16 protein-coding genes, 3 rRNA genes and 1 pseudogene are annotated in these 22,701 nt (G+C 67.0%); all 20 read left to right on the top strand.

What is annotated here, in order from left to right:
• The first annotated feature begins 15 nt into the window (after positions 1-15).
• The 20 genes and pseudogenes from RBB84_RS08740 to scpB all read left to right on the top strand — a co-directional run bounded on the left by RBB84_RS08740 (position 16) and on the right by scpB (position 22,694).
• On the top strand, positions 16-237 hold the full coding sequence (locus tag RBB84_RS08740) for a Trm112 family protein (protein ID WP_033097680.1): 222 nt from the start codon (positions 16-18) through the stop codon (positions 235-237).
• Entirely contained in the window at positions 222-872 is a 651-nt protein-coding gene (locus RBB84_RS08735; RefSeq protein WP_006554819.1) for a DNA-3-methyladenine glycosylase, read from the top strand. The genes RBB84_RS08740 and RBB84_RS08735 overlap by 16 nt, the downstream gene beginning before the upstream one ends.
• Positions 873-887: 15 nt before the next feature.
• Complete coding sequence (gene tyrS, locus RBB84_RS08730) at positions 888-2,165, top strand: tyrosine--tRNA ligase (RefSeq protein ID WP_006554820.1); 1,278 nt, start codon at positions 888-890, stop codon at positions 2,163-2,165.
• Positions 2,166-2,642: 477 nt separating this feature from the next.
• Positions 2,643-4,164 (top strand): 16S ribosomal RNA (locus tag RBB84_RS08725).
• Between the two features lie 301 nt (positions 4,165-4,465).
• A 23S ribosomal RNA gene (locus RBB84_RS08720) occupies positions 4,466-7,601 on the top strand.
• 109 nt (positions 7,602-7,710) lie between these two features.
• Positions 7,711-7,827, top strand: a 5S ribosomal RNA gene (gene rrf, locus RBB84_RS08715).
• Together the 16S, 23S and 5S rRNA genes form the textbook arrangement of a ribosomal RNA operon.
• 632 nt (positions 7,828-8,459) lie before the next feature.
• A pseudogene (locus RBB84_RS08710) lies at positions 8,460-9,239 on the top strand (hypothetical protein); the annotation flags it as partial.
• Positions 9,236-10,267 (top strand): HAD-IIA family hydrolase, encoded by a 1,032-nt coding sequence (locus RBB84_RS08705; RefSeq protein WP_033098322.1) that lies wholly within the window; start codon positions 9,236-9,238, stop codon positions 10,265-10,267. The pseudogene RBB84_RS08710 and the gene RBB84_RS08705, both read left to right, overlap by 4 nt.
• Before the next feature lie 52 nt (positions 10,268-10,319).
• Positions 10,320-10,550, top strand: coding sequence for a hypothetical protein (locus RBB84_RS08700; protein WP_019289625.1), 231 nt, complete (start codon positions 10,320-10,322; stop codon positions 10,548-10,550).
• A 1-nt stretch (position 10,551) separates the two neighbouring features.
• A complete protein-coding gene (locus tag RBB84_RS08695) occupies positions 10,552-11,376 on the top strand; it encodes a TlyA family RNA methyltransferase (RefSeq protein WP_024101115.1) in 825 nt (274 codons plus the stop codon).
• A gap of 53 nt (positions 11,377-11,429) precedes the next feature.
• Positions 11,430-12,344, top strand: a complete 915-nt coding sequence (locus tag RBB84_RS08690) for an NAD kinase (RefSeq protein ID WP_033098333.1) — start codon at positions 11,430-11,432, stop codon at positions 12,342-12,344.
• A 1-nt stretch (position 12,345) separates the two neighbouring features.
• Positions 12,346-14,115: a DNA repair protein RecN gene (recN, locus tag RBB84_RS08685; RefSeq protein WP_006552722.1), complete on the top strand. Its 1,770-nt coding sequence runs from the start codon at positions 12,346-12,348 to the stop codon at positions 14,113-14,115.
• 85 nt (positions 14,116-14,200) lie between these two features.
• Complete coding sequence (gene steA / locus RBB84_RS08680) at positions 14,201-15,385, top strand: putative cytokinetic ring protein SteA (RefSeq protein ID WP_006552723.1); 1,185 nt, start codon at positions 14,201-14,203, stop codon at positions 15,383-15,385.
• Entirely contained in the window at positions 15,382-16,332 is a 951-nt protein-coding gene (locus RBB84_RS08675) for a copper transporter (protein WP_019289621.1), read from the top strand. Before steA ends, RBB84_RS08675 begins: the two co-directional genes overlap by 4 nt.
• A 159-nt stretch (positions 16,333-16,491) precedes the next feature.
• Positions 16,492-18,246 carry a CTP synthase gene (locus RBB84_RS08670; RefSeq protein ID WP_082921086.1) on the top strand — a complete coding sequence of 585 codons (1,755 nt, stop codon included), beginning with the start codon at positions 16,492-16,494 and terminating at the stop codon, positions 18,244-18,246.
• 5 nt (positions 18,247-18,251) lie between these two features.
• A complete protein-coding gene (locus RBB84_RS08665; RefSeq protein WP_019289619.1) occupies positions 18,252-18,878 on the top strand; it encodes an NUDIX hydrolase in 627 nt (208 codons plus the stop codon).
• A 3-nt stretch (positions 18,879-18,881) separates the two neighbouring features.
• Positions 18,882-19,853 carry a site-specific tyrosine recombinase XerD gene (gene xerD, locus RBB84_RS08660; protein WP_052040137.1) on the top strand — a complete coding sequence of 324 codons (972 nt, stop codon included), beginning with the start codon at positions 18,882-18,884 and terminating at the stop codon, positions 19,851-19,853.
• Between the two features lie 164 nt (positions 19,854-20,017).
• The gene (locus tag RBB84_RS08655; RefSeq protein WP_033098320.1) at positions 20,018-20,971 is read left to right on the top strand and encodes a ParA family protein; all 954 of its coding nucleotides are present in this window, start codon (positions 20,018-20,020) and stop codon (positions 20,969-20,971) included.
• A gap of 68 nt (positions 20,972-21,039) precedes the next feature.
• Positions 21,040-21,873 carry a segregation/condensation protein A gene (locus tag RBB84_RS08650; protein ID WP_052040141.1) on the top strand — a complete coding sequence of 278 codons (834 nt, stop codon included), beginning with the start codon at positions 21,040-21,042 and terminating at the stop codon, positions 21,871-21,873.
• A gap of 188 nt (positions 21,874-22,061) precedes the next feature.
• Complete coding sequence (gene scpB / locus RBB84_RS08645) at positions 22,062-22,694, top strand: SMC-Scp complex subunit ScpB (RefSeq protein WP_052040140.1); 633 nt, start codon at positions 22,062-22,064, stop codon at positions 22,692-22,694.
• The last annotated feature ends 7 nt before the right edge of the window (positions 22,695-22,701 follow it).

Below are 22,701 nucleotides of genomic sequence, written 5' to 3'. Positions count from 1 at the left end.
TTCGAAAGGACATCCGTGGCTGTCGATCCCACGTTGCTGAGCATTCTGGCCTGTCCGGAGGACAAGGGGCCGTTGCTTCTCGTCGACGACGTCGTCCTGTACAACCCGCGACTGCGGCGGGCGTATCCGATCGAGAGCGGTATTCCCGTCCTCCTCGTCGACGAGGCGCGGGAGGTCAGCGACGCCGAGCACGAGGACTTCACCGCGCGCGGTGTCGCCGGATGGAGCACCGACTGAGCCGCAATCATCGATCCGTCCGCGGCGAACTCGAAAGACTCGATCCGGTCGAGGCCGCCGAAGCGCTGCTCGGAGCAACCATCCGAGTGGGGGAGACCGCCGTCCTGCTGACGGAGGTCGAGGCCTACGGCGGCCCCGAGGACGGACCGTGGCCGGACCCGGCCGCGCACTCGTACCGCGGACCGACCCCGCGCAATTCGGTCATGTTCGGACCAGCGGGACATCTGTACGTCTACCGCAGTTACGGACTGCACTTCTGCGCGAACGTCTCCCTCGGTCCCGACGGCACCGCTGCGGCGGTGCTGTTGCGCGGTGGTGAGGTGATCGCGGGGGAGCAGGCCGTCCGTTCCCGGCGCACGTCCGGCACGCCGTTCGCGAACCTTGCGCGCGGTCCGGGCAATCTCGCTGCTGCGCTCGGTCTCGATCTGGGCGACAACGGCATCGACGTGGATGGTTCCGACGCTCGGGTGCGGGTGGAACTCCCGGCCGAACCGCTGGTCGGGGAGGCCGCGCGGGGGCCGCGGGTGGGGATCAGCGTGGCGGCCGACAGACCGTGGCGGTTGTGGGTTCCCGGGGCGATCGGGGTCTCCGCGTACCGGCGCAGCCCACGCGCGCCCGCTGCGCCTCGAGCGTGATGGGATGATCGAACGGTGACTGAGCACATTCTCGACGAACTGACCTGGCGCGGGCTCATCGCGCAATCGACCGATCTCGACGCACTTCGAGGCGAACTCGACAAGGGTCCGATCACCCTCTATGCCGGTTTCGATCCGACCGGCCCGAGCCTGCACGCCGGTCACCTCGTTCCGCTCCTCGCACTCAAGCGTTTCCAGCGCGCCGGCCATCGGCCCATCGTTCTCGCAGGTGGCGCGACCGGCATGATCGGTGACCCGCGGGACGTGGGGGAGCGCACCATGAACTCCGCCGACACCGTCGCCGAGTGGGCAGGGCGGATCCGTGGGCAGCTCGAGCGGTTCGTCGACTTCGACGACTCCCCGACGGGAGCCGTGGTCGTGAACAACCTCGACTGGACCGGCAAGCTGTCCGCGATCGACTTCCTGCGCGACATCGGGAAGCACTTCTCGATCAACGTGATGCTCGCCCGCGACACCGTCAAGCGCCGCCTCGAAGGTGACGGCATCTCGTACACCGAGTTCAGCTACATGCTCCTGCAGGCCAACGACTACGTGCAGCTCCGCCGCGAGTACGGATGTGCGCTGCAGGTCGGTGGTTCCGATCAGTGGGGCAATATCATCGCCGGCGTCGAGCTCAACCGCCGTACCGACGGCGAGAGTGTGCACGCCTTGACCGTCCCGCTCGTGACCTCGTCCGACGGCAAGAAGTTCGGCAAGTCCACCGGTGGTGGCAGCTTGTGGCTCGACCCGGAGATGACGAGCCCGTACGCCTGGTACCAGTACTTCGTCAACGCTGCCGACGCCGACGTCATGAAGTACCTGCGCTGGTTCACCTTTCTCGACAAGGACGAACTCGCTGAACTCGAGACCGCCACCACGGAGCGTCCGCACGCACGGGAGGCCCAGAAGCGACTCGCTGCCGAGATGACCACGCTCGTGCACGGAGCGCACAACACCGCAGCGGTCGAGTTGGCCAGCCGCGCCCTCTTCGGGCGAGGCGAGCTGGGCGAGCTGGACGAGCCCACGCTCGCGGCCGCCCTGACCGAGGCGTCCGTGACGGAGCTCCGCGCCGGCGAGCCGGACACGATCATCGACCTGCTCGTCGCGTCGGGGCTGTGCGAGAGCAAGGGAGCTGCGCGTCGCACCATCAAGGAAGGCGGCGCGTCGGTCAACAACGTCCGTATCGCCTCGGAGGAGTGGACCCCGCGCGACGGAGAGCTGCTGCACGGACGCTGGCTCGTCCTGCGTCGGGGCAAGCGGAACTTCGCCGGTGTGCGAGTCGTCCGCGACTGAGGCCTTTGCCGACGCTGGCGAGCCCCTGACCAGCGGGTTTGACGGCGCGTTAGCGTCGGCGTAACTTAGTCGTCGTTCGAGCGACACCGAACAGCCCGCCGGACCGAGAGGTTCGGAAACAGGCATGTTCGATGTCGCATCGATCGGCTCTCACAGAAGAGAACGGGAAAGCAACGATTTGCGGCCCTGAAATCGGACGTGATAGCTTGGAACGGTTGCCTCAGAGCGAGCCGGACAGGTGTCCGGTAACGTGATGATGTGTGCGTGTTCTTTGAGAACTCAACAGTGTGCCGATGAATGTCAGTGCCAAATAATATTTGGTGCGGCCACTTCACTTTTTGTGGGTGGTTGTTGCTGGACATCGCATTCTTCCGTCTGCGGTGGTCCAGTGTTTGAGCTAGTTTGAGTTTTTTTGCTAGTGATTTGACTCTTTTGTCTTTGACTAATTACCCCTTTTTTGGGGGTGATTGTGAGTCTTCAACGGAGAGTTTGATCCTGGCTCAGGACGAACGCTGGCGGCGTGCTTAACACATGCAAGTCGAACGATGAAGCCCAGCTTGCTGGGTGGATTAGTGGCGAACGGGTGAGTAACACGTGGGTGATCTGCCCTGCACTCTGGGATAAGCCTGGGAAACTGGGTCTAATACCGGATATGACCTCGGGATGCATGTTCTGGGGTGGAAAGTTTTTCGGTGCAGGATGAGCCCGCGGCCTATCAGCTTGTTGGTGGGGTAATGGCCTACCAAGGCGACGACGGGTAGCCGGCCTGAGAGGGCGACCGGCCACACTGGGACTGAGACACGGCCCAGACTCCTACGGGAGGCAGCAGTGGGGAATATTGCACAATGGGCGCAAGCCTGATGCAGCGACGCCGCGTGAGGGATGACGGCCTTCGGGTTGTAAACCTCTTTCACCCATGACGAAGCGCAAGTGACGGTAGTGGGAGAAGAAGCACCGGCCAACTACGTGCCAGCAGCCGCGGTAATACGTAGGGTGCGAGCGTTGTCCGGAATTACTGGGCGTAAAGAGCTCGTAGGCGGTTTGTCGCGTCGTCTGTGAAATCCCGCAGCTCAACTGCGGGCTTGCAGGCGATACGGGCAGACTCGAGTACTGCAGGGGAGACTGGAATTCCTGGTGTAGCGGTGAAATGCGCAGATATCAGGAGGAACACCGGTGGCGAAGGCGGGTCTCTGGGCAGTAACTGACGCTGAGGAGCGAAAGCGTGGGTAGCGAACAGGATTAGATACCCTGGTAGTCCACGCCGTAAACGGTGGGCGCTAGGTGTGGGTTTCCTTCCACGGGATCCGTGCCGTAGCCAACGCATTAAGCGCCCCGCCTGGGGAGTACGGCCGCAAGGCTAAAACTCAAAGGAATTGACGGGGGCCCGCACAAGCGGCGGAGCATGTGGATTAATTCGATGCAACGCGAAGAACCTTACCTGGGTTTGACATGTACCGGACGACTGCAGAGATGTGGTTTCCCTTGTGGCCGGTAGACAGGTGGTGCATGGCTGTCGTCAGCTCGTGTCGTGAGATGTTGGGTTAAGTCCCGCAACGAGCGCAACCCTTGTCCTGTGTTGCCAGCACGTGATGGTGGGGACTCGCAGGAGACTGCCGGGGTCAACTCGGAGGAAGGTGGGGACGACGTCAAGTCATCATGCCCCTTATGTCCAGGGCTTCACACATGCTACAATGGTCGGTACAGAGGGCTGCGATACCGTGAGGTGGAGCGAATCCCTTAAAGCCGGTCTCAGTTCGGATCGGGGTCTGCAACTCGACCCCGTGAAGTCGGAGTCGCTAGTAATCGCAGATCAGCAACGCTGCGGTGAATACGTTCCCGGGCCTTGTACACACCGCCCGTCACGTCATGAAAGTCGGTAACACCCGAAGCCGGTGGCCTAACCCCTTGTGGGAGGGAGCCGTCGAAGGTGGGATCGGCGATTGGGACGAAGTCGTAACAAGGTAGCCGTACCGGAAGGTGCGGCTGGATCACCTCCTTTCTAAGGAGCATCTCCTGTCTCGGACCAGCACGTAGGTGCTGGGGGAGCAGGCAGAGCCATTACGGATTCACAGGTAATCCGGTGGTGCTCATGGGTGGAACGCTGACAATCATCACCGCGTATGGCGGGGATACAGATCCTCGTCGCGGTGGTTATATCGGTGCACTGTTGGGTCCTGAGAGAACACGCAATGTGTTTGATCAGCGACGATGACTTACGAAGGCGGTTGGCCGTGTGGCCGGCGTTGGTAGGGGTTGTTGTGTGTTGTTTGAGAACTGCACAGTGGACGCGAGCATCTTTGTTGTAAGTGTTTATGAGCGTACGGTGGATGCCTTGGCACCAGGAGCCGATGAAGGACGTGGGAGGCTGCGATATGCCTCGGGGAGCTGTCAACCGAGCTGTGATCCGAGGATTTCCGAATGGGGAAACCCAGCACGAGTGATGTCGTGTTACCCGCATCTGAATATATAGGGTGTGTGGAGGGAACGTGGGGAAGTGAAACATCTCAGTACCCACAGGAAGAGAAAACAACATGTGATTCCGTGAGTAGTGGCGAGCGAAAGCGGATGAGGCTAAACCATGGGTGTGTGATAGCTGGCAGGCGTTGCATCCGTGGGGTTGTGGGGCTTTTCTTCCCGTCACTGTCATGACGGGCGAGAGTAAAAAACCGGTTGGTTAGTCGAAGTGGTCTGGAACGGCCTGTCGTAGAGGGTGAGAATCCCGTAGACGAAAACTTGCCGGCTCTCGTGAGAAGTACCCGAGTAGCACCGGGCCCGTGAAATCCGGTGTGAATCTGTCGGGACCACCCGATAAGCCTGAATACTCCCTGGTGACCGATAGCGGACTAGTACCGTGAGGGAAAGGTGAAAAGTACCCCGGGAGGGGAGTGAAATAGTACCTGAAACCGTGCGCTTACAATCCGTCAGAGCCGATGCACGATTCAGTTCGTGGTGGGTGATGGCGTGCCTTTTGAAGAATGAGCCTGCGAGTTAGTGGCATGTCGCGAGGTTAACCCGTGTGGGGTAGTCGTAGCGAAAGCGAGTCCGAATAGGGCGCATGAGTGGCATGTTCTAGACCCGAAGCGGAGTGATCTACCCATGGCCAGGGTGAAGCGATGGTAAGACGTCGTGGAGGCCCGAACCCACTTAGGTTGAAAACTGAGGGGATGAGTTGTGGGTAGGGGTGAAAGGCCAATCAAACTCCGTGATAGCTGGTTCTCCCCGAAATGCATTTAGGTGCAGCGTCGCGTGTTTCTCACCGGAGGTAGAGCTACTGGATGGTCTAGGGGGCCCACAAGCTTACCGAAATCAGCCAAACTCCGAATGCCGGTGAGTGAGAGCGCGGCAGTGAGACTGCGGGGGATAAGCTTCGTAGTCGAGAGGGAAACAGCCCAGATCGCCGGCTAAGGCCCCTAAGCGTGTACTAAGTGGAAAAGGATGTGGGATCGCTGAGACAACCAGGAGGTTGGCTTAGAAGCAGCCACCCTTGAAAGAGTGCGTAATAGCTCACTGGTCAAGTGGTTCTGCGCCGACAATGTAGCGGGGCTCAAGTACACCGCCGAAGCCGCGGCACTCACACAACACCCATTCGTTCCTGCGGGAACGTGTGCAGTGGTGTGGGTGGGTAGGGGAGCGTCGTGCAGCCGTGGAAGCGCCGGAGTGATCCAGGTGTGGAGGCTGTGCGAGTGAGAATGCAGGCATGAGTAGCGAAAGACGAGTGAGAAACTCGTCCGCCGGATGACCAAGGGTTCCTGGGCCAGGTTAATCCGCCCAGGGTGAGTCGGGACCTAAGGCGAGGCCGACAGGCGTAGTCGATGGACAACGGGTTGATATTCCCGTACCCGTGTATCCGCGCCCAATGGCGAATCAGTTGTGCTAACCGTCCAAAAGTTTCCGCTGTTCCTTCGGGAACTGTGGGGATGGCTGCACGGGACCCTGATTGTAGTAGTCAAGCGATGGGGTGACGCAGGAAGGTAGCTGGGCCAGGTGATGGAGTACCTGGTGTAAGCCGGTAGGGCGAATGGTAGGCAAATCCGCCATTCACACAGCCTGAGAGGTGATGCGTACCCGTTGAGGGGAATTCAGTGATCCTATGCTGCCGAGAAAAGCCTCTAGTGAGTTGGTACACGGCCCGTACCCCAAACCGACACAGGTGGTCAGGTAGAGAATACCGAGGCGATCGAGAGAACTGTGGTTAAGGAACTCGGCAAAATGCCCCCGTAACTTCGGGAGAAGGGGGACCACGCCCGGTGACGGCCCTTGCGGTCCGAGCTGGGGGTGGTCGCAGAGACCAGAGAGAAGCGACTGTTTACTAAAAACACAGGTCCGTGCGAAGTCGTAAGACGATGTATACGGACTGACGCCTGCCCGGTGCTGGAAGGTTAAGAGGACCGGTTAGCGGGGTTTACTCCGCGAAGCTGAGAATTTAAGCCCCAGTAAACGGCGGTGGTAACTATAACCATCCTAAGGTAGCGAAATTCCTTGTCGGGTAAGTTCCGACCTGCACGAATGGCGTAACGACTTCTCTGCTGTCTCGACCACAGACTCGGCGAAATTGCATTACGAGTAAAGATGCTCGTTACGCGCGGCAGGACGAAAAGACCCCGGGACCTTCACTATAGCTTGGTATTGGTGTTCGGTTCGGTTTGTGTAGGATAGGTGGGAGACTGTGAAGCTCATACGCCAGTATGGGTGGAGTCGTTGTTGAAATACCACTCTGATCGTATTGGACCTCTAACCTCGGACCATGATCTGGTTCAGGGACAGTGCCTGGTGGGTAGTTTAACTGGGGCGGTTGCCTCCCAAAATGTAACGGAGGCGCCCAAAGGTTCCCTCAGCCTGGTTGGCAATCAGGTGTCGAGTGCAAGTGCACAAGGGAGCTTGACTGTGAGACTGACAGGTCGAGCAGGGACGAAAGTCGGGACTAGTGATCCGGCACCGGCATGTGGAAGCGGTGTCGCTCAACGGATAAAAGGTACCCCGGGGATAACAGGCTGATCTTCCCCAAGAGTCCATATCGACGGGATGGTTTGGCACCTCGATGTCGGCTCGTCGCATCCTGGGGCTGGAGTAGGTCCCAAGGGTTGGGCTGTTCGCCCATTAAAGCGGCACGCGAGCTGGGTTTAGAACGTCGTGAGACAGTTCGGTCTCTATCCGCCGCGCGCGTTAGAAACTTGAGGAAGGCTGTCCCTAGTACGAGAGGACCGGGACGGACGAACCTCTGGTGTGCCAGTTGTCCCGCCAGGGGCATGGCTGGTTGGCTACGTTCGGAAGGGATAACCGCTGAAAGCATCTAAGCGGGAAGCCTGTTCCAAGATGAGGTTTCTCACCCCCTCGAGGGGGTAAGGCCCCCGGCAGACCACCGGGTTGATAGGCCGGAACTGGAAGCCCAGCAATGGGTGGAGGTGACCGGTACTAATAGGCCGAGGACTTACCACGAAGATGTTACGCGTCCACTGTGCGGTATCTGAAACAACACACACAGATCCGAAAATCCTGCAGCAGCAGGTGATTCGAGGAATCTGCGTGGACTATTGTTTCATAGAGTTACGGCGGTCATAGCGACAGGGAAACGCCCGGTCCCATTCCGAACCCGGAAGCTAAGCCTGTCTGCGCCGATGGTACTGCACTCGACAGGGTGTGGGAGAGTAGGACACCGCCGAACACCCGTTCCGAAAGGGGACCCACTCGTTTGGGTCCCCTTTCGCGTTTTCATGAGAGGATTTTTCTGTGTCCGACGGCAACGGTGAACGTCGGTCCTTCAGGAGTGGAGGATCCACTCCGTGGTCGGGCCGCAAGAACGAGCGCGAGGAACGCGCCGGCGACAGCCGCGACGAGCGCGCACCCCGCGACCGCGACGAGCGTGGACGCGGCGACGACCGCCGGAAGGGTGGCTACGGATCCGCCGGACGTTCGTCCGGACGAGACGACCGTCCGCAGCGCGGTGACGATCGGCGCCCCCAGCGCAGTGACGATCAGCGCTCCCAGCGTGGCGACGACCGCCGTTCCTTCCAGGGCGGAGACCGCCGGGATCGCGGCCGCGACGACGCTCGTTCCGGTCGCAGCGACCGTCCCTACCGCGAACGTTCCGGAGGCGACGACCGCCCCCGCCGCAGCGATGACCGGTCGAGCCGCGGCGACGAGCGTGGTCGGCAGTACGGCGACCGTCCCCGTCAGGGTTCGGACCGTCCCGGCGGTGAGCGCAGCTACGGCAACCGCGACGATCGTCGTGGTGGCGACCAGCGAGGTGGCGGCGACCGGCGAGGCTATTCCGGCGACCGCCGTGGCCCCCAGTCCGGCGACCGTCGTGGCGAGGGAGCACCCCGTCGTCGTGGCGGTGAAGGTGGATTCGGTCCGGGTCGCGGGCGCGATGGCATCGCACCGCAGCGCCGCGATGCACGTCCGGACGAGCCGGACATCCCCGACGACGTCGAGGCATCCGAGCTCGACCCGACGATCCGCCGCGATCTGCTGAGCCTGGACAAGTCGAACGCGAACTCCGTCGCCCGGCATCTGGTGATGGCCGGTCGTCTGCTCGACGACGATCCTCGCGCCGCGCTCACCCATGCTCGCGCCGCCCGTCAACGCGCCGGCCGCATCGCGGTCGTCCGCGAGGCCGCCGGCATCACCGCCTACCACGCCGGGGAGTGGGCGGAGGCGCTGTCCGAACTCCGCGCAGCACGTCGCATGTCCGGTGGTACCGGACTGCTCGCCGTGATGGCCGACTGCGAACGCGGTCTCGGTCGCCCCGAGAAGGCGCTCGAACTGGGCCGGAGCGAGGAAGCTCGCAAGCTGACCGGCGACGAGGCGACAGAGCTGCGGATTGTCCTCGCCGGTGCCCGCATGGATCTCGGTCAGTACGACCAGGCCGTCGTCACCCTGCAGACGCCCGATCTCGACCCCGAGCGGACCGGTACACCGGCTGCCCGTCTCTTCTACGCCTACGCCGACGCTCTCGTCGCCGCCGGGCGGACCGAAGAAGGCCTGCAATGGTTCCTGCACTCCGCAGGCGCGGACATCGAAGGCGTCACCGACGCCGAGGAGCGGGTGGAGGAGCTCACCGGAGAGTCGCCGTGACCGACGGCACCGACGTTTCCGGCAGTACGGCTTCCAGCGACAGTCTGCGTCGGATCTACGACGTCCTGCTGCTCGACCTCGACGGCACCGTCTACCGGGGCGCCGAACCCGTCCCGGGTGCTCGCGAGGCGCTGGCCGCCGGTGACGACACCGTTCTGTACGTGACGAACAACGCCAGCCGCCGGCCGTCGGAGGTCGCCCTGCACCTGCGAGAACTCGGCTTCCCGGCCGACGACTCGTCGGTGGTGACGAGCTCGCAGTCCGCTGCGCGCCTGCTGGCCGAGCGGTTCCCGGCCGGTGTGCCGGTGCTCGTCGTCGGCACCGAGGCCCTGGCCGAGGAGGTGGCCGGTGTCGGCCTCACCCCGGTTCGGTCCGCGGACGCGCATCCGGTGGCGGTGGTGCAGGGGCATTCCCCGGACACCGGATGGGCGATCCTGGCGGAGGCGACGCTCGCCGTCCGCGCAGGCGCTCTGTGGGTGGCCACCAACGTGGACTCGACTCTGCCGACCGAGCGCGGACTCGTCCTCGGCAACGGGTCGATGGTCGCGGCGGTGCACAACGCCACCGGCGCGACCCCGATCGTGGCGGGCAAACCCGCAGCTCCGCTGCTCGAGGACGCGATCCGTCGCGGCGGTGCCCGTCGTCCCCTCGTCATCGGTGACCGGTTGGACACCGACATCGAAGGCGCCAACGCCGTCGGTGCGGATTCCCTGCTCGTGCTGACCGGGGTCAGCACCGTCGACGATCTGCTGCGGGCTCCGGCCGAGCAGCGCCCGACCTACGTCGCGGCCTCGCTCGCGAGCCTCGATCAGCCGGCCGACCGGATCCGTGTCGCCCCGCACGACTCGTGGGACGTCACGGTCGACGGAGGTGATCTTCACCTCGCCGCCGCGCAGTCGGCCGCCGATCCGATGGAGGCGCTGCGGGGTCTGCTCGACATCGCCTGGGCCAACCCCGGATTCGGACAGGTCCGTCCGGTGGACGAGCGTGCGCGGTCCGTCGTGGACGCGTGGGCGGCGACGGTCTGATCCGCACCGGAGGGTGTAGCCCGGTCGCATCCATCGACTAGCGTGGACGGCGATGAGCACGCCGATTCCACGTCCGGGCGAACACCTTCCCGGCGCACGCCCCACCGTCGATCCCGCACACGTCCGCGAGGAGGTCGACGCGTTGCTGGCGCGTGTCCGCGAGGGCGCATCCGTCCCCGGTGCCGAGAGCGCCGATCAGTCCGTGCTGCTCGAGCAGGCCGACCTGCTCGAACGAGCCCACGAGGTCCTCGTGCAGGCTTTGTCGACCGTGGACAAGATCTGACGTGGCACGCCGGGCACGCGTCGACGCGGAACTGGTGCGGCGGGGTCTGGCGCGCTCACGCGAGCACGCCAGCGAACTGATCGCCGCAGGTCGGGTGCTGATCGCCGGCACCGTGGCCTCCAAACCGGCGACCGCCGTCGAACCGAACACGCCGCTGATCGTCACCGAGGGGAGCGACGAGGTCTCCTGGGCGTCCCGCGGTGCCCACAAGCTCCTCGGCGCCCTCGAGGCGTTCACGCCGCAGGGGTTGCAGGTGTCGGGGCGTCGCTGCCTCGACGCCGGCGCGTCGACCGGCGGTTTCACCGATGTCCTGCTGCACGAGGGTGCCGCGGAGGTCGTCGCAGTGGACGTCGGCTACGGCCAGCTGATCTGGCGCCTGCAGTCCGACGAGCGTGTCCACGTGATCGATCGAACGAATGTGCGTAGCATCGACGCGGAGACGATCGACGGGCGTGTCGACCTGGTGGTCGCGGACCTGTCGTTCATCTCGCTGAAGTTGGTGTTGCCGGCGTTCGTCGCCTGCGTCGCCCCCGGCGGCGACCTGCTGCCGATGGTCAAACCGCAGTTCGAGGTGGGCAAGGACCGCGTCGGCAGCGGTGGCGTGGTGCGCGATCCGGCGCTGCGCACCGAGGCGGTGCTCGACGTCGCGCGCGAAGCGCAACGCCAGGGTCTGCTCACCCTCGGAGCGGTGGCGAGTCCGCTGCCCGGACCGTCCGGGAACGTCGAGTACTTCCTGTGGCTGCGGGCCGGAGAGCCGGGGCCGGCGGAACTCGACCCTGCGGTGGTCGAACTGATCGAGCGTGCGGTGCAGGAAGGACCACAGTGAGCGAAGAGACCGCCGCGGCCGCCGCGGCCGCCGCGGCCGCCGCGGCCGACGCGGTGCGATCGGGCCGGGAGATCCTGCTGGTCTCCCATTCGGGGCGCGACGAGATCGCCGGCACCGCGCTGCGGGTCGCCAAGATGCTCGGTGAGGCCGGCATCGGTCTGCGCACCCTCGACGACGAGGCGGTGAGCAACGGACTCGGCGTCCTCGCCCTGCCGGGCAGTTTCATCAGCGTCGTCGAACCGGGACCGGAGGCGGCCGCCGGCTGCGAGATGGTGATCGTCCTCGGGGGCGACGGCAGCTTCCTGCGGGCCGCCGAACTCGCGCAGTACTCGGCGGTGCCCGTCCTCGGGATCAACCTCGGCCGCATCGGTTTCCTCGCCGAGTCCGAGGCCGAACACCTCGAGGAAGCGCTCATGCAGGTGGTGCGCCGCGAGTACCGCGTCGAACAACGCATGACGCTCGACGTGACGGTGCGCATGGACGCCGAGGTCCTCGACCGCGGGTGGGCGCTCAACGAGGCGAGTCTCGAGAACAAGTCGCGGCTCGGGGTCCTCGAGGTGGTGCTCGAGGTCGACGGTCGTCCGGTCTCGTCGTTCGGCTGCGACGGTGTCCTCGTCGCCACCCCGACGGGATCGACGGCCTACGCCTTCTCGGCCGGCGGACCGATCGTCTGGCCCGAACTCGAAGCGCTGCTGGTGATCCCGAGCAACGCACACGCTCTGTTCGCGCGCCCGCTGGTGACCAGCCCCGAGTCGATCATCGCCGTCGAGACCCTCGCCGGCGGCCACGACGGGGTGGTCTTCTGCGACGGTCGCCGCATCATCGACGTCCCGGCCGGGGCCCGGCTCGAAGTGGTGCGAGGATGCGATCCGGTCCGCTGGGTGCGGCTCGATTCGGCACCGTTCGCGGATCGGATGGTGCGCAAGTTCGAACTTCCGGTGAAGGGCTGGCGGGGAAGGAAACTCTGAGATGCTCGCAGAGATCCGGATCGACAACCTGGGTGTGATCTCCGAGGCGTACGCGCGCTTCCACGGGGGACTGACGGTGCTCACCGGCGAGACCGGTGCCGGCAAGACGATGGTCGTCACGAGCCTGCATCTGCTCTCCGGGGTGCGCGCCGACCCCTCCCGGGTACGGGTCGGCGCCAACCGCGCCGTGGTCGAAGGACGCTTCGAGATCGAACCGGCGCCCAGCCACATCGAACAGCAGATCGCCGAACTGCTCGAGGCCACCGGCGCCCAGCGCGACGAGGACGGCAGCATCATCGCCGTGCGCACCGTCGGTAGCGACGGCCGCTCCCGCGCCCACCTCGGCGGACGCAGCGTGCCGGTGGGGGTGCTGTCCGAATTCACCGGGCCGCTGCTGACCGTGCACGGCCAGAACGACCAGCTGCGGCTCCTGCGTCCCGACGAGCAGCGCGCCGCGCTCGACCGGTTCGGCGGCAAGACCGTCGCCGGTCTGCTCGACCGCTACCGAACCCGGCGACGCCGCTGGCTCGAGGCCCGCGCCGAACTGCAGGAACGCACCGAACGGTCGCGTGAGCTCGCGCAGGAGGCCGATCGCTTGCACTTCGGTCTCGACGAGATCGACCGCGTCGCACCCGAACCGGGGGAGGACACCCGCATCGTCGACGAGGTGCGGCGCCTGTCCGACCTCGACTCGCTGCGCGAGGCGGCCACCGTCGCGCACAACGCCCTCGCCGGCGACGACAGCGGCGACGCCGACGCGTACTCGGCGGCACTCGACCTGCTCGGCGAGGCCCGCGCCCGCCTCGAGGGCTGCGACGATCCCGCCCTGCGCGAGCTCGGGCCCCGCCTCGGCGAGGCGATCGCGGTGGTCACCGACGTCACCGGCGACATCTCCGGTTATCTGTCCGACCTGCCGTCCGACCCGAGCGCGCTCGAAACCCTGCTCAACCGGCAGGCGGAACTGAAGAACCTCACCCGCAAGTACGCCGCCGACATCGACGGCGTGCTCGAGTGGGCGCGCGAGGCCCGCGAACGCCTGTCCGGACTGGACGTCTCCGCGGAGGCGATCGACAAGCTCGCCGCCGAGGTCGACGCGGAGGCCGCCGCGACCGCGGAGACCGCCACCGCGCTGTCGGCGGCGCGGCACAAGGTCGCCGGCAAACTCGCGAAGGCCGTGAGCAAGGAACTGTCCGGCCTCGCGATGGGGCGCGCCGTGCTCGACGTGCACATCGCCGACCGCGCGGCGACCGTGAGCGACACCGCCCCGCTGTCGGTCGGCGACCGGCTCCTGCACGCCGGCGAATCCGGGATCGACGAGGTGGAGTTCCGGCTCGCTCCGCACAGCGACGCCCCGGCCCGCCCGCTCGCCCGCAGCGCGTCCGGCGGTGAGCTCTCCCGCGTCATGCTCGCCCTCGAAGTGGTGCTCGCCGGTTCCGAGCGCGGCGCGACGATGGTCTTCGACGAGGTCGACGCCGGGGTCGGTGGCCGCGCCGCCGTCGAGATCGGCCGGCGTCTCGCGCGCCTGTCGCGCACCCACCAGGTCATCGTGGTCACGCACCTGCCGCAGGTCGCGGCGTTCGCCGACACCCATCTCGTCGTCGACAAGGTCGACGACCGGGCCGGGGTGATCAGCAGCGGGGTGCGCACCCTCAGCGAGGAGGAGAGGGTTACCGAACTGGCCCGCATGCTCGCCGGTCTCGACGACACCGAGACCGGACGTGCGCACGCCGAGGAACTGCTGGCCGTCGCCCACGCCGAGCGCACCGGCTGACCCGCCCGGCGCGCCGGGGTGATGTTCACACGACTACCGGCGCGCCTCCACAACCTCACTCGTATACCGGCGCATCATCTCTTGCATGAAGATGCCGGCGCTGCTGTCCCGTAACAACGAAACGCTGCCCGGAGTGAGTGGCATTGCCCGGGTCGACAGGAACACCGCGAAGCTGCTGCGCCGGATCGGTCCCGGCGACGTGGTCGTCCTCGACGCCATCGACCTCGATCGTGTCACCGCCGACGCGCTCGTCGAGGCGGGCGTCACCGCGGTGATCAACGCGTCCCCGTCGATCTCGGGCCGGTACCCGAATCTCGGTCCCGAAGTGATCGTCGCGCACGACATCGTGCTCGTCGACAACGTCGGCACCGAGGTCTTCAAGAAGATCAAGGACGGCGCGAAGGTCCGGGTGCACGAGGGTGGCGTGTACGCGGGGGAGAAGCTGCTCATCGAGGGCGACGAGCAGACCGACATCGAGATCTCCGACCGCATGATCGAGGCGCGAACCGGGCTCGTCGATCACCTCGAGGCGTTCTCGGGCAACACCATCGAGTTCATCCGCTCGGAGAGCCCGCTGCTCATCGACGGCGTCGGCATCCCCGACATCGACCTGGACCTGCGCGACCGGCACGTCGTCGTCGTCTCCGACGGCCCCGGGCATGTGCAGGACCTCAAGGATCTCAAGCCGTTCATCAAGGAGTACTCACCGATCCTGGTGGGCGTCGGCCCCGGCGCGGACGCCCTCTCCAAGGCGGGCTATCGCCCCGACCTCATCGTCGGCGACCCCGACGAGATCGGCACTTCCACCCTCAAATCGGGCGCCGAAGTGGTGCTGCCCGCCGACCCGGACGGCCACGCCCCGGGTCTCGAGCGGATACAGGATCTCGGCATCGGCGCGATGACCTTCCCCGCCGTCGGCACCCCCACCGACCTGGCGCTGCTGCTCGTCGAGCATCACGGTGCGGCGCTGGTGGTGACCGTCGGCAGCACTGTCTCGCTCGACGAGTTCTTCGACCACGGCCGTCGCGACACCAATCCGTCGGCGGTGATGACCCGTCTGAAGGTCGGGCCGAAACTCGTCGATGCGAAGGCGGTGGCCACCCTCTACCGCAGCCGCGTCTCGGGCGGCGTGATCGCCCTGCTCGTCTTCGCGGCCCTCATCGCCGTGATCGCCGCACTCGCCGTGTCCAATCTCGGTGCCGACGTCGTCGAACTCGCCCGGCAGTGGTGGGACTCCGCCGTCGAGTGGATTCGGGGTCTGCGCGCGTGATCTCGATGCGCCATCACGTCGTTTCCCTGGTGGCGGTGTTCCTCGGCCTGGCGGTCGGGATCGTGCTCGGCTCCGGATTGCTGGCCGACAGCGTCGTCTCCGGTTTGCGCGACGACAAGGCCGAGCTGCGCCGCGAGATCCAGGAGGCCGAGGACCACGGCAGCCGGCTCGAGGCACAACTGCTCGCCGCCGACGGGTTCGACTCGACCGTCGGCCCGCGGATCGTGCGCGACGAACTCCTCGACCGCACCGTCCTTCTCGTGACCACCCCGGACGCCGCACCCGAGGACGTCGACGCCGTCGTGCGGTCCGTCGGTGATGCCGGCGGCCGGGTCACCGCCCGGATCGCGCTGACCGATTCGTTCGTCGACGCCTCCGGCACCGACCAGCTCCGCACAACCGTCACCAACGTCGTGCCCGCCGGCGTGGAACTGCAGACCGGCGCCGTCGACCCGGGCAGCCTCGCCGGGGATCTGCTCGGCGCGGTGCTGCTCGTCGACCCGGGCACCGGGCAACCGCGCAGCACCCCCGAGGAACGCGCCCTCGCCCTGACCACGCTGCGCAGCGGCGGTTTCGTCACCTACGAGGACGGTCAGGTCGAACCGGCCCAGAGCGCCCTCGTTGTCACCGGCGACCACAGCGGCAACGCCGAACGCGCCGGCAATCGCGGGTCGCTCATCGCGCGCTTCGCCGGGGTCGTCGACGGCCGCGGCGCCGGCGCGGTGCTCGCCGGCCGCACGGGGGCAGCGGAGGGCAACGGACCGATCGCCGTCGTGCGGGCCGACGCCGCGCTCGCCGCGGGCCTGTCCACGGTCGACAATCTCGACCGCGAATCGGGGCGCCTGACGACGGTTCTGGCGCTGCGCGAGCAGTACGACGGGGGCACCGGCCGGTACGGGACGGGGCCGAGCGCCACCGCCGTCACAGTCGGCTCCCCGGCCCGCTGAGCGTCGCCGCCTGTGACGTCGATTGCACCGAGGGTCGGCAATCGCGAGTCGGGTACGCGCCCGCCCACGGAGGTGTTACCGTGAAGTTCCGTGGGTCGGCAGGCCCCAGCTGTATCGCATCAGTCCAAAAGTCCTGCACCTGACGTCACGGGAGCTTCTTTGCCACAGTCACGCCACTCGCGTACCCCTACCAAGCACATCTTCGTCAGCGGGGGCGTCGCGTCCTCTCTCGGCAAGGGGCTCACAGCGTCGAGCCTGGGCACTCTGCTCACCGCACGCGGCATGCGCGTGACGATGCAGAAGCTCGACCCGTACCTCAATGTCGACCCCGGCACGATGAATCCGTTCCAGCACGGTGAGGTCTTCGTCACCGAGGACGGCGCCGAGACCGACCTCGACGTGGGCCACTACGAGCGCTTCCTCGACCGCGACCTGTCCGCCGACGCGAACGTCACCACCGGGCAGGTGTACTCCACGGTCATCGCCAAGGAACGCCGCGGCGAATATCTCGGCGACACCGTGCAGGTCATCCCGCACATCACCGACGAGATCAAGCGCCGCATCCTCGCGATGGCCGCACCCGACTCCGAGGGCCAGACCCCCGACGTGGTGATCACCGAGATCGGCGGCACCGTCGGCGACATCGAGTCGCAGCCCTTCCTCGAGGCCGCCCGCCAGGTGCGCCACGAGGTCGGCCGCGACAACTGCTTCTTCCTGCACGTCTCGCTCGTGCCCTATCTCGGGCCGTCCGGTGAGCTGAAGACCAAGCCCACCCAGCACTCGGTGGCCGCGCTGCGCAACATCGGTATCCAGCCCGACGCGCTCGTACTGCGCTGCGACCGCGACGTGCCGGCCTCGCTCAAGGCGAAGATCTCGCTGATGTGCGACGTCGACGTCGCCGGCTGCATCTCCTGCCCCGACGCGCCGAGCATCTACGACATCCCGAAGGTGCTGCACAGCGAGGGACTCGACGCCTACGTCGTGCGCCAGCTCGGCCTGCCCTTCCGGGACGTCGACTGGACCGTGTGGGGCAACCTGCTCGAGCGGGTCCACAACCCCCGCGAGACCGTCGAGGTCGCGCTCGTCGGCAAGTACATCGACCTGCCCGACGCCTACCTGTCGGTCACCGAGGCGCTGCGCGCCGGCGGTTTCGCGCACCGCGCGAAGGTCAAGATCCGCTGGGTCGCCTCCGACGAGTGCGAGACCGAGGCCGGTGCCGAGAAGCACCTCGGCGACGTCGACGCCGTCCTGATCCCCGGCGGCTTCGGCATCCGCGGTATCGAGGGCAAGCTCGGCGCCATCCGGTTCGCCCGCACCCGCCGGATCCCGCTGCTCGGCCTGTGCCTGGGCCTGCAGTGCGTCGTCATCGAGGCCGCCCGGTCGGTCGGCATCGAGGACGCCTCGTCCACCGAGTTCGATCCCGACACCACCGCCCCGGTCATCTCCACGATGGCGGACCAGGAACAGGCGGTCGCCGGTGAGGCCGATCTCGGCGGCACCATGCGTCTCGGTGCCTACCCGGCCGCGCTGAAGAAGGGATCGGTCGTGGCCAGGGCCTACGGCAGCGAGCAGGTCTCCGAACGGCACCGGCACCGCTACGAGGTCAACAACGCCTACCGCGACAAGATCGCCAAGTCCGGTCTGGTGTTCTCCGGCACCTCCCCGGACGGGCGACTCGTCGAGTTCGTCGAGTACCCGGCCGAGCAGCATCCGTTCTTCGTCGCCACCCAGGCGCACCCGGAACTCAAGAGCCGGCCCACCCGCCCGCACCCGCTGTTTTCCGGCCTCGTTGCCGCGGCACTGCAGTACAAGGCGGCTGAGCGACTCCCGGTCGACATCCACGGCGAGAGCAGCACCTCCGAGGAATCGGTCGGCTCGACCGCGTCGACGTCCACCGCCGGCGACGCCGAGTAGTCGACATGGCGCAGCGACACGACTTCCGCACCCTGGACAGCCGGCGGATCTACACGGGCGCCATCGTGTCGCTGCGCGTCGACAACGTGGCGATGCCCGACGGGCACACCGCCGAACGCGAAGTGGTCGAACACCACGGTGCGGTCGCGGTGGTGGCCGTCGACGAGAAGGACCGGGTGGTGCTCGTGCACCAGTACCGGCACCCGCTCGGCCGGCGACTGTGGGAACTGCCCGCCGGGCTGCTCGACGCACCCGGCGAGGACCCCCTCGACACCGCCCGCCGCGAACTCGCCGAGGAGACCGGCCTGGCCGCCGCCGACTGGGAACTCCTCGTCGACCTCGCGCTCTCACCCGGATTCACCGACGAAGCCGTGCGCGTCTTCGCCGCCCGCGGCCTGAGCGAGGTCGACCGGCCCGAACCCGAGCACGAGGAGGCCGATCTCGAGGTCCGCCGCGTCCCGGTGGACGAGGCCGTGGCGATGGTGCTGCGCGGGGAGATCGTCAACGCCACCGCGGTGTCCGGTCTCCTCGCGTTCGCAACCGCCCGCGCGACGGGCACCGCGACCCGCGCACCGGACGCGCCGTGGCCGGACCGGCCCACCACCTTCGCCCGCACGCGCGCGGAGGGGTGAGCAGTGCTGCCCGGTGAGGAGCGTCCCGCCACGCAGGTCGCTCCGCAGCCGTCCCCGACACTCACCGGGCAACTCGACGCCTATCTCGCGCACCTGACCGTCGAACGGGGGGTCGCGACGAACACCCTCGCCTCCTACCGCCGCGACCTGCTGCGCTACGTCGAACACCTCACCGACATCCACATCGGTGACCTCGCCGACGTGCACGAACACCACATCAGCGACTTCGCCGCGAGCCTGCGCCGCGGAGACCCGGAACGCAACCGCCCGGCGCTGGCAGCGAGCTCGGCCGCCCGCGCCCTGATCGCCGTGCGCGGCCTGCACCGCTTCGCCGCCGCCGAAGGACAGACCCCGGTCGACGTCGCCCGCACCGTCAAACCCCCGGCGCCCGGGCGTCGCCTGCCCAAGGCGCTGACCGTCGACCAGGTCACCGCGATCCTCGACGCCGCCGGCCGCGACGCCGACGGACCCCGCAGCATGCGCGACCGCGCCCTGCTCGAACTGCTGTACTCCACCGGCGCCCGCATCTCCGAGGCCGTCGGGCTCGACGTCGACGACATCCACACCGAATCACGCTCCGTGCTGCTGCGCGGCAAGGGCGGCAAACAGCGACTCGTCCCGGTCGGACGCCCGGCGCTCGGCGCGCTCGACGCCTATCTCGTGCGGGGACGACCCGCCCTGACAACCGGCCGCACCGCCGCGGTCTTCCTCAACGCGCGCGGCGGCCGCCTGTCGCGGCAGAGCGCGTGGAAGGTGCTGCAGACCGCCGCCGAGCGCGCCGGAGTCGACGTCGGGGTGTCCCCACACACGCTGCGGCACTCCTTCGCGACGCACCTGCTCGACGGTGGCGCTGACGTACGCGTGGTACAGGAGTTACTGGGGCATGCTTCTGTGACGACCACGCAGATATACACCCTGGTCACCGCCGGTGCCCTCCGCGAAGTATGGGCGCAGGCGCATCCGCGGGCACGATGACCGACTCCCCAGGGGACGCGTGTCCGTGCGGTGATCCTGCCGCCGAAGCGGTAGCGTTCTGGGGACGAGCCGCCGGGCCACCCGGCGGGTCGAGGAGAGAACATCTGGGTCGCAAGACAGGGGGAGTACCGAACGTGGGCACACCTCGGCCACCCGCCACGTACATGGAGCCGGAGCACCTCCGGTCGCACACCGTCCCGGTCGACGCACACGGCCGCGAGGACACCGACAGAACGTCCACCACCGAGCCGACCACGACCTCCGGAACCGCCGCCGAGCCCGATCTCGGACCGACCGGCCGGCCCCGCCGTCCCGTCCCGGAACCGGTGCCGTTGTCCACCCACGGACCGGCCCGCATCATCGCGATGTGCAACCAGAAGGGCGGGGTCGGCAAGACCACCTCGACCATCAACCTCGGGGCGTCCCTCGCCGAGTACGGGCGCCGCGTCCTGCTCGTCGACCTCGATCCGCAGGGCGCACTGTCCGCCGGACTCGGTGTCGCCCACCACGATCTCGATCTCACCGTGCACAACCTGCTCGTCGAACCGCGGGTGTCCACCGACGACGTGCTCGTGCGCACCCACGTCGAGGGCCTCGACCTGCTGCCGAGCAACATCGACCTGTCGGCGGCCGAGATCCAGCTCGTCTCCGAGGTCGGCCGCGAACAGGCCCTGGGCCGCGCCCTGTACCCGATGCTCGACCGCTACGACTACATCCTCGTCGACTGCCAGCCGTCGCTGGGGCTGCTCACCGTCAACGCGCTCGCCTGCGCCGACTCGGTGCTCATCCCCATGGAATGCGAGTTCTTCAGCCTGCGCGGCCTGGCACTGCTCAACGACACCGTCGCCAAGGTCCGCGACCGGCTCAACCCGAAGCTGACCGTCGCCGGCATCCTCGTCACCATGTTCGACCAGCGCACCCTGCACGGACGTGAGGTGATGTCGCGGGTCGTGGAGGTCTTCGGCGATCTCGTCTACGACGCCGTCATCAACCGCACCGTCAAGTTCCCGGAGACCAGCGTCGCCGGCGAACCCATCACCCGCTGGGCGCCCACCTCCGCCGGCGCCGAGTCGTACCGCGCCCTCGCGCGGGAAGTGATCCACCGGAGCGGTCGCTGAGCCCCGTGCACGCTCCCGTCCAGGACTCGGCGGAGACCGGCACGGCACCCGATGTGGAGGTCGACGCGGTGGTCCTCGAGGAACCCCCCGAACCGGCCGGCTCGCAGGTCGAGGAGACCACCTCGGGCTTCCATGTGCGCCTGCGCAACTTCGAAGGCCCGTTCGACCTGCTGCTCACCCTCATCTCGCAGCGTCGCCTCGACGTCACCGAGGTGGCCCTCCACGAGGTCACCGACGACTTCATCGCCTACACCCGCAAACTCGGTCCCGAACTCGGCCTCGACCAGACCACCGAGTTCCTGGTCGTCGCCGCGACCCTGCTCGACCTCAAAGCCGCCCGGCTGCTGCCCGCCGGCGAGGTCGACGACCCCGAGGATCTCGCCCTGCTCGAGGCCCGCGACCTGCTGTTCGCGCGTCTACTGCAGTACCGGGCCTACAAGCAGATCGCCGAACAGTTCGCCGCCCTCGAGGCCGCCGCCCTGCGCCGCTATCCGCGCGCGGTGTCGCTCGAGGAGTGCTACGAGAATCTCGTACCGGAGGTCGTGCTCGGTGTCGACGCGCACCGCTTCGCCGAGATCGCGGCCGCGGCGTTCCGGCCGAAACCACCACCGACCGTCGGCCTCGACCACCTGCACACCCCGAAGGTGTCGGTTCCCGAACAGGCCGCCCACATCCTCGGCCTGCTGCGCGCCCGCGGCGCCGGCGTCTGGGTCGGATTCGACGAACTCGTCGCCGACTGCGATCTCGGACTGCTCGTCGTCGCCCGGTTCCTCGCGCTGCTCGAGCTCTACCGCGAACGTGCCGTCACCTTCGAACAACCCGACCCACTCGGACATCTGCAGGTCGCGTGGACAGGGGAGACCGACGGGGAGGCCATCGATTTCGAGGAGGACTACGGGTGAACGACGACACCGTTGCGCGGGAGCACGCGGACGACACCGTCGCGCGGGAGCACGCGGACGACGCTGCGCCCGAGAGTGACGCTGCGCCCGAGAGTGACGCTGCGCCGGGGAGCGCGGACCACACCGCGCGGGAACGTGACGAAGACGCTGCTGCGCCGGAACGCGCGTGGGACGGTGAACTTCTCGAGATCGCCGCCGACGAACTCACTGCGGCACTCGAGGCACTGTTGCTCGTCGTCGACACCCCCGCGCCGACAGAGCAGCTCGCGACCGCCATCGGGGTCACCGCCGACCACGCCGAGGCCGCACTGCGGCGTCTCGCACAGGACCTCACCGCGCGCGGATCCGGCATCGACCTGCGGTTCGCGGGCGACGGCTGGCGCTTCTACACGCGCCGCGATTTCGCGCCCTACGTCGAGAAGCTGCTGCAGGGTGGCGCGCGCACCAAGCTCACCCGCGCCGCACTCGAGACGCTCGCCGTGATCGCCTACCGGCAACCGGTCACGCGCAGCCGTGTCCGTGCCGTGCGTGGCGTCAACGTCGACGGGGTGATGCGCACCCTGCTCGCGCGGGATCTGATCGCCGAGGCGGGCACCGATCCGGAGACCGGCGGCACGCTCTACGTCACCACGGAGCTGTTCCTCGAACGCCTCGGCCTGGCATCTCTGCAGGATCTGCCGCCCGTTGCGCCGCTTCTGCCCGATGTCGATGTGATCGACGACATCGCCGACAGTCTCGAGTCGGACCCACGATTTGAGAGAATGGGTAGGAACGCGCGTCCCGAGACTCTCTCGCCCGCGGAGTTCGATCCAGAGAACTGACAGGAAC

The sequence above is a fragment of the Rhodococcus sp. D-6 genome, from assembly GCF_040256695.1.
Classification (GTDB): domain Bacteria; phylum Actinomycetota; class Actinomycetes; order Mycobacteriales; family Mycobacteriaceae; genus Rhodococcus; species Rhodococcus pyridinivorans.
This window is presented reverse-complemented; position numbering and strand designations above follow the sequence as displayed.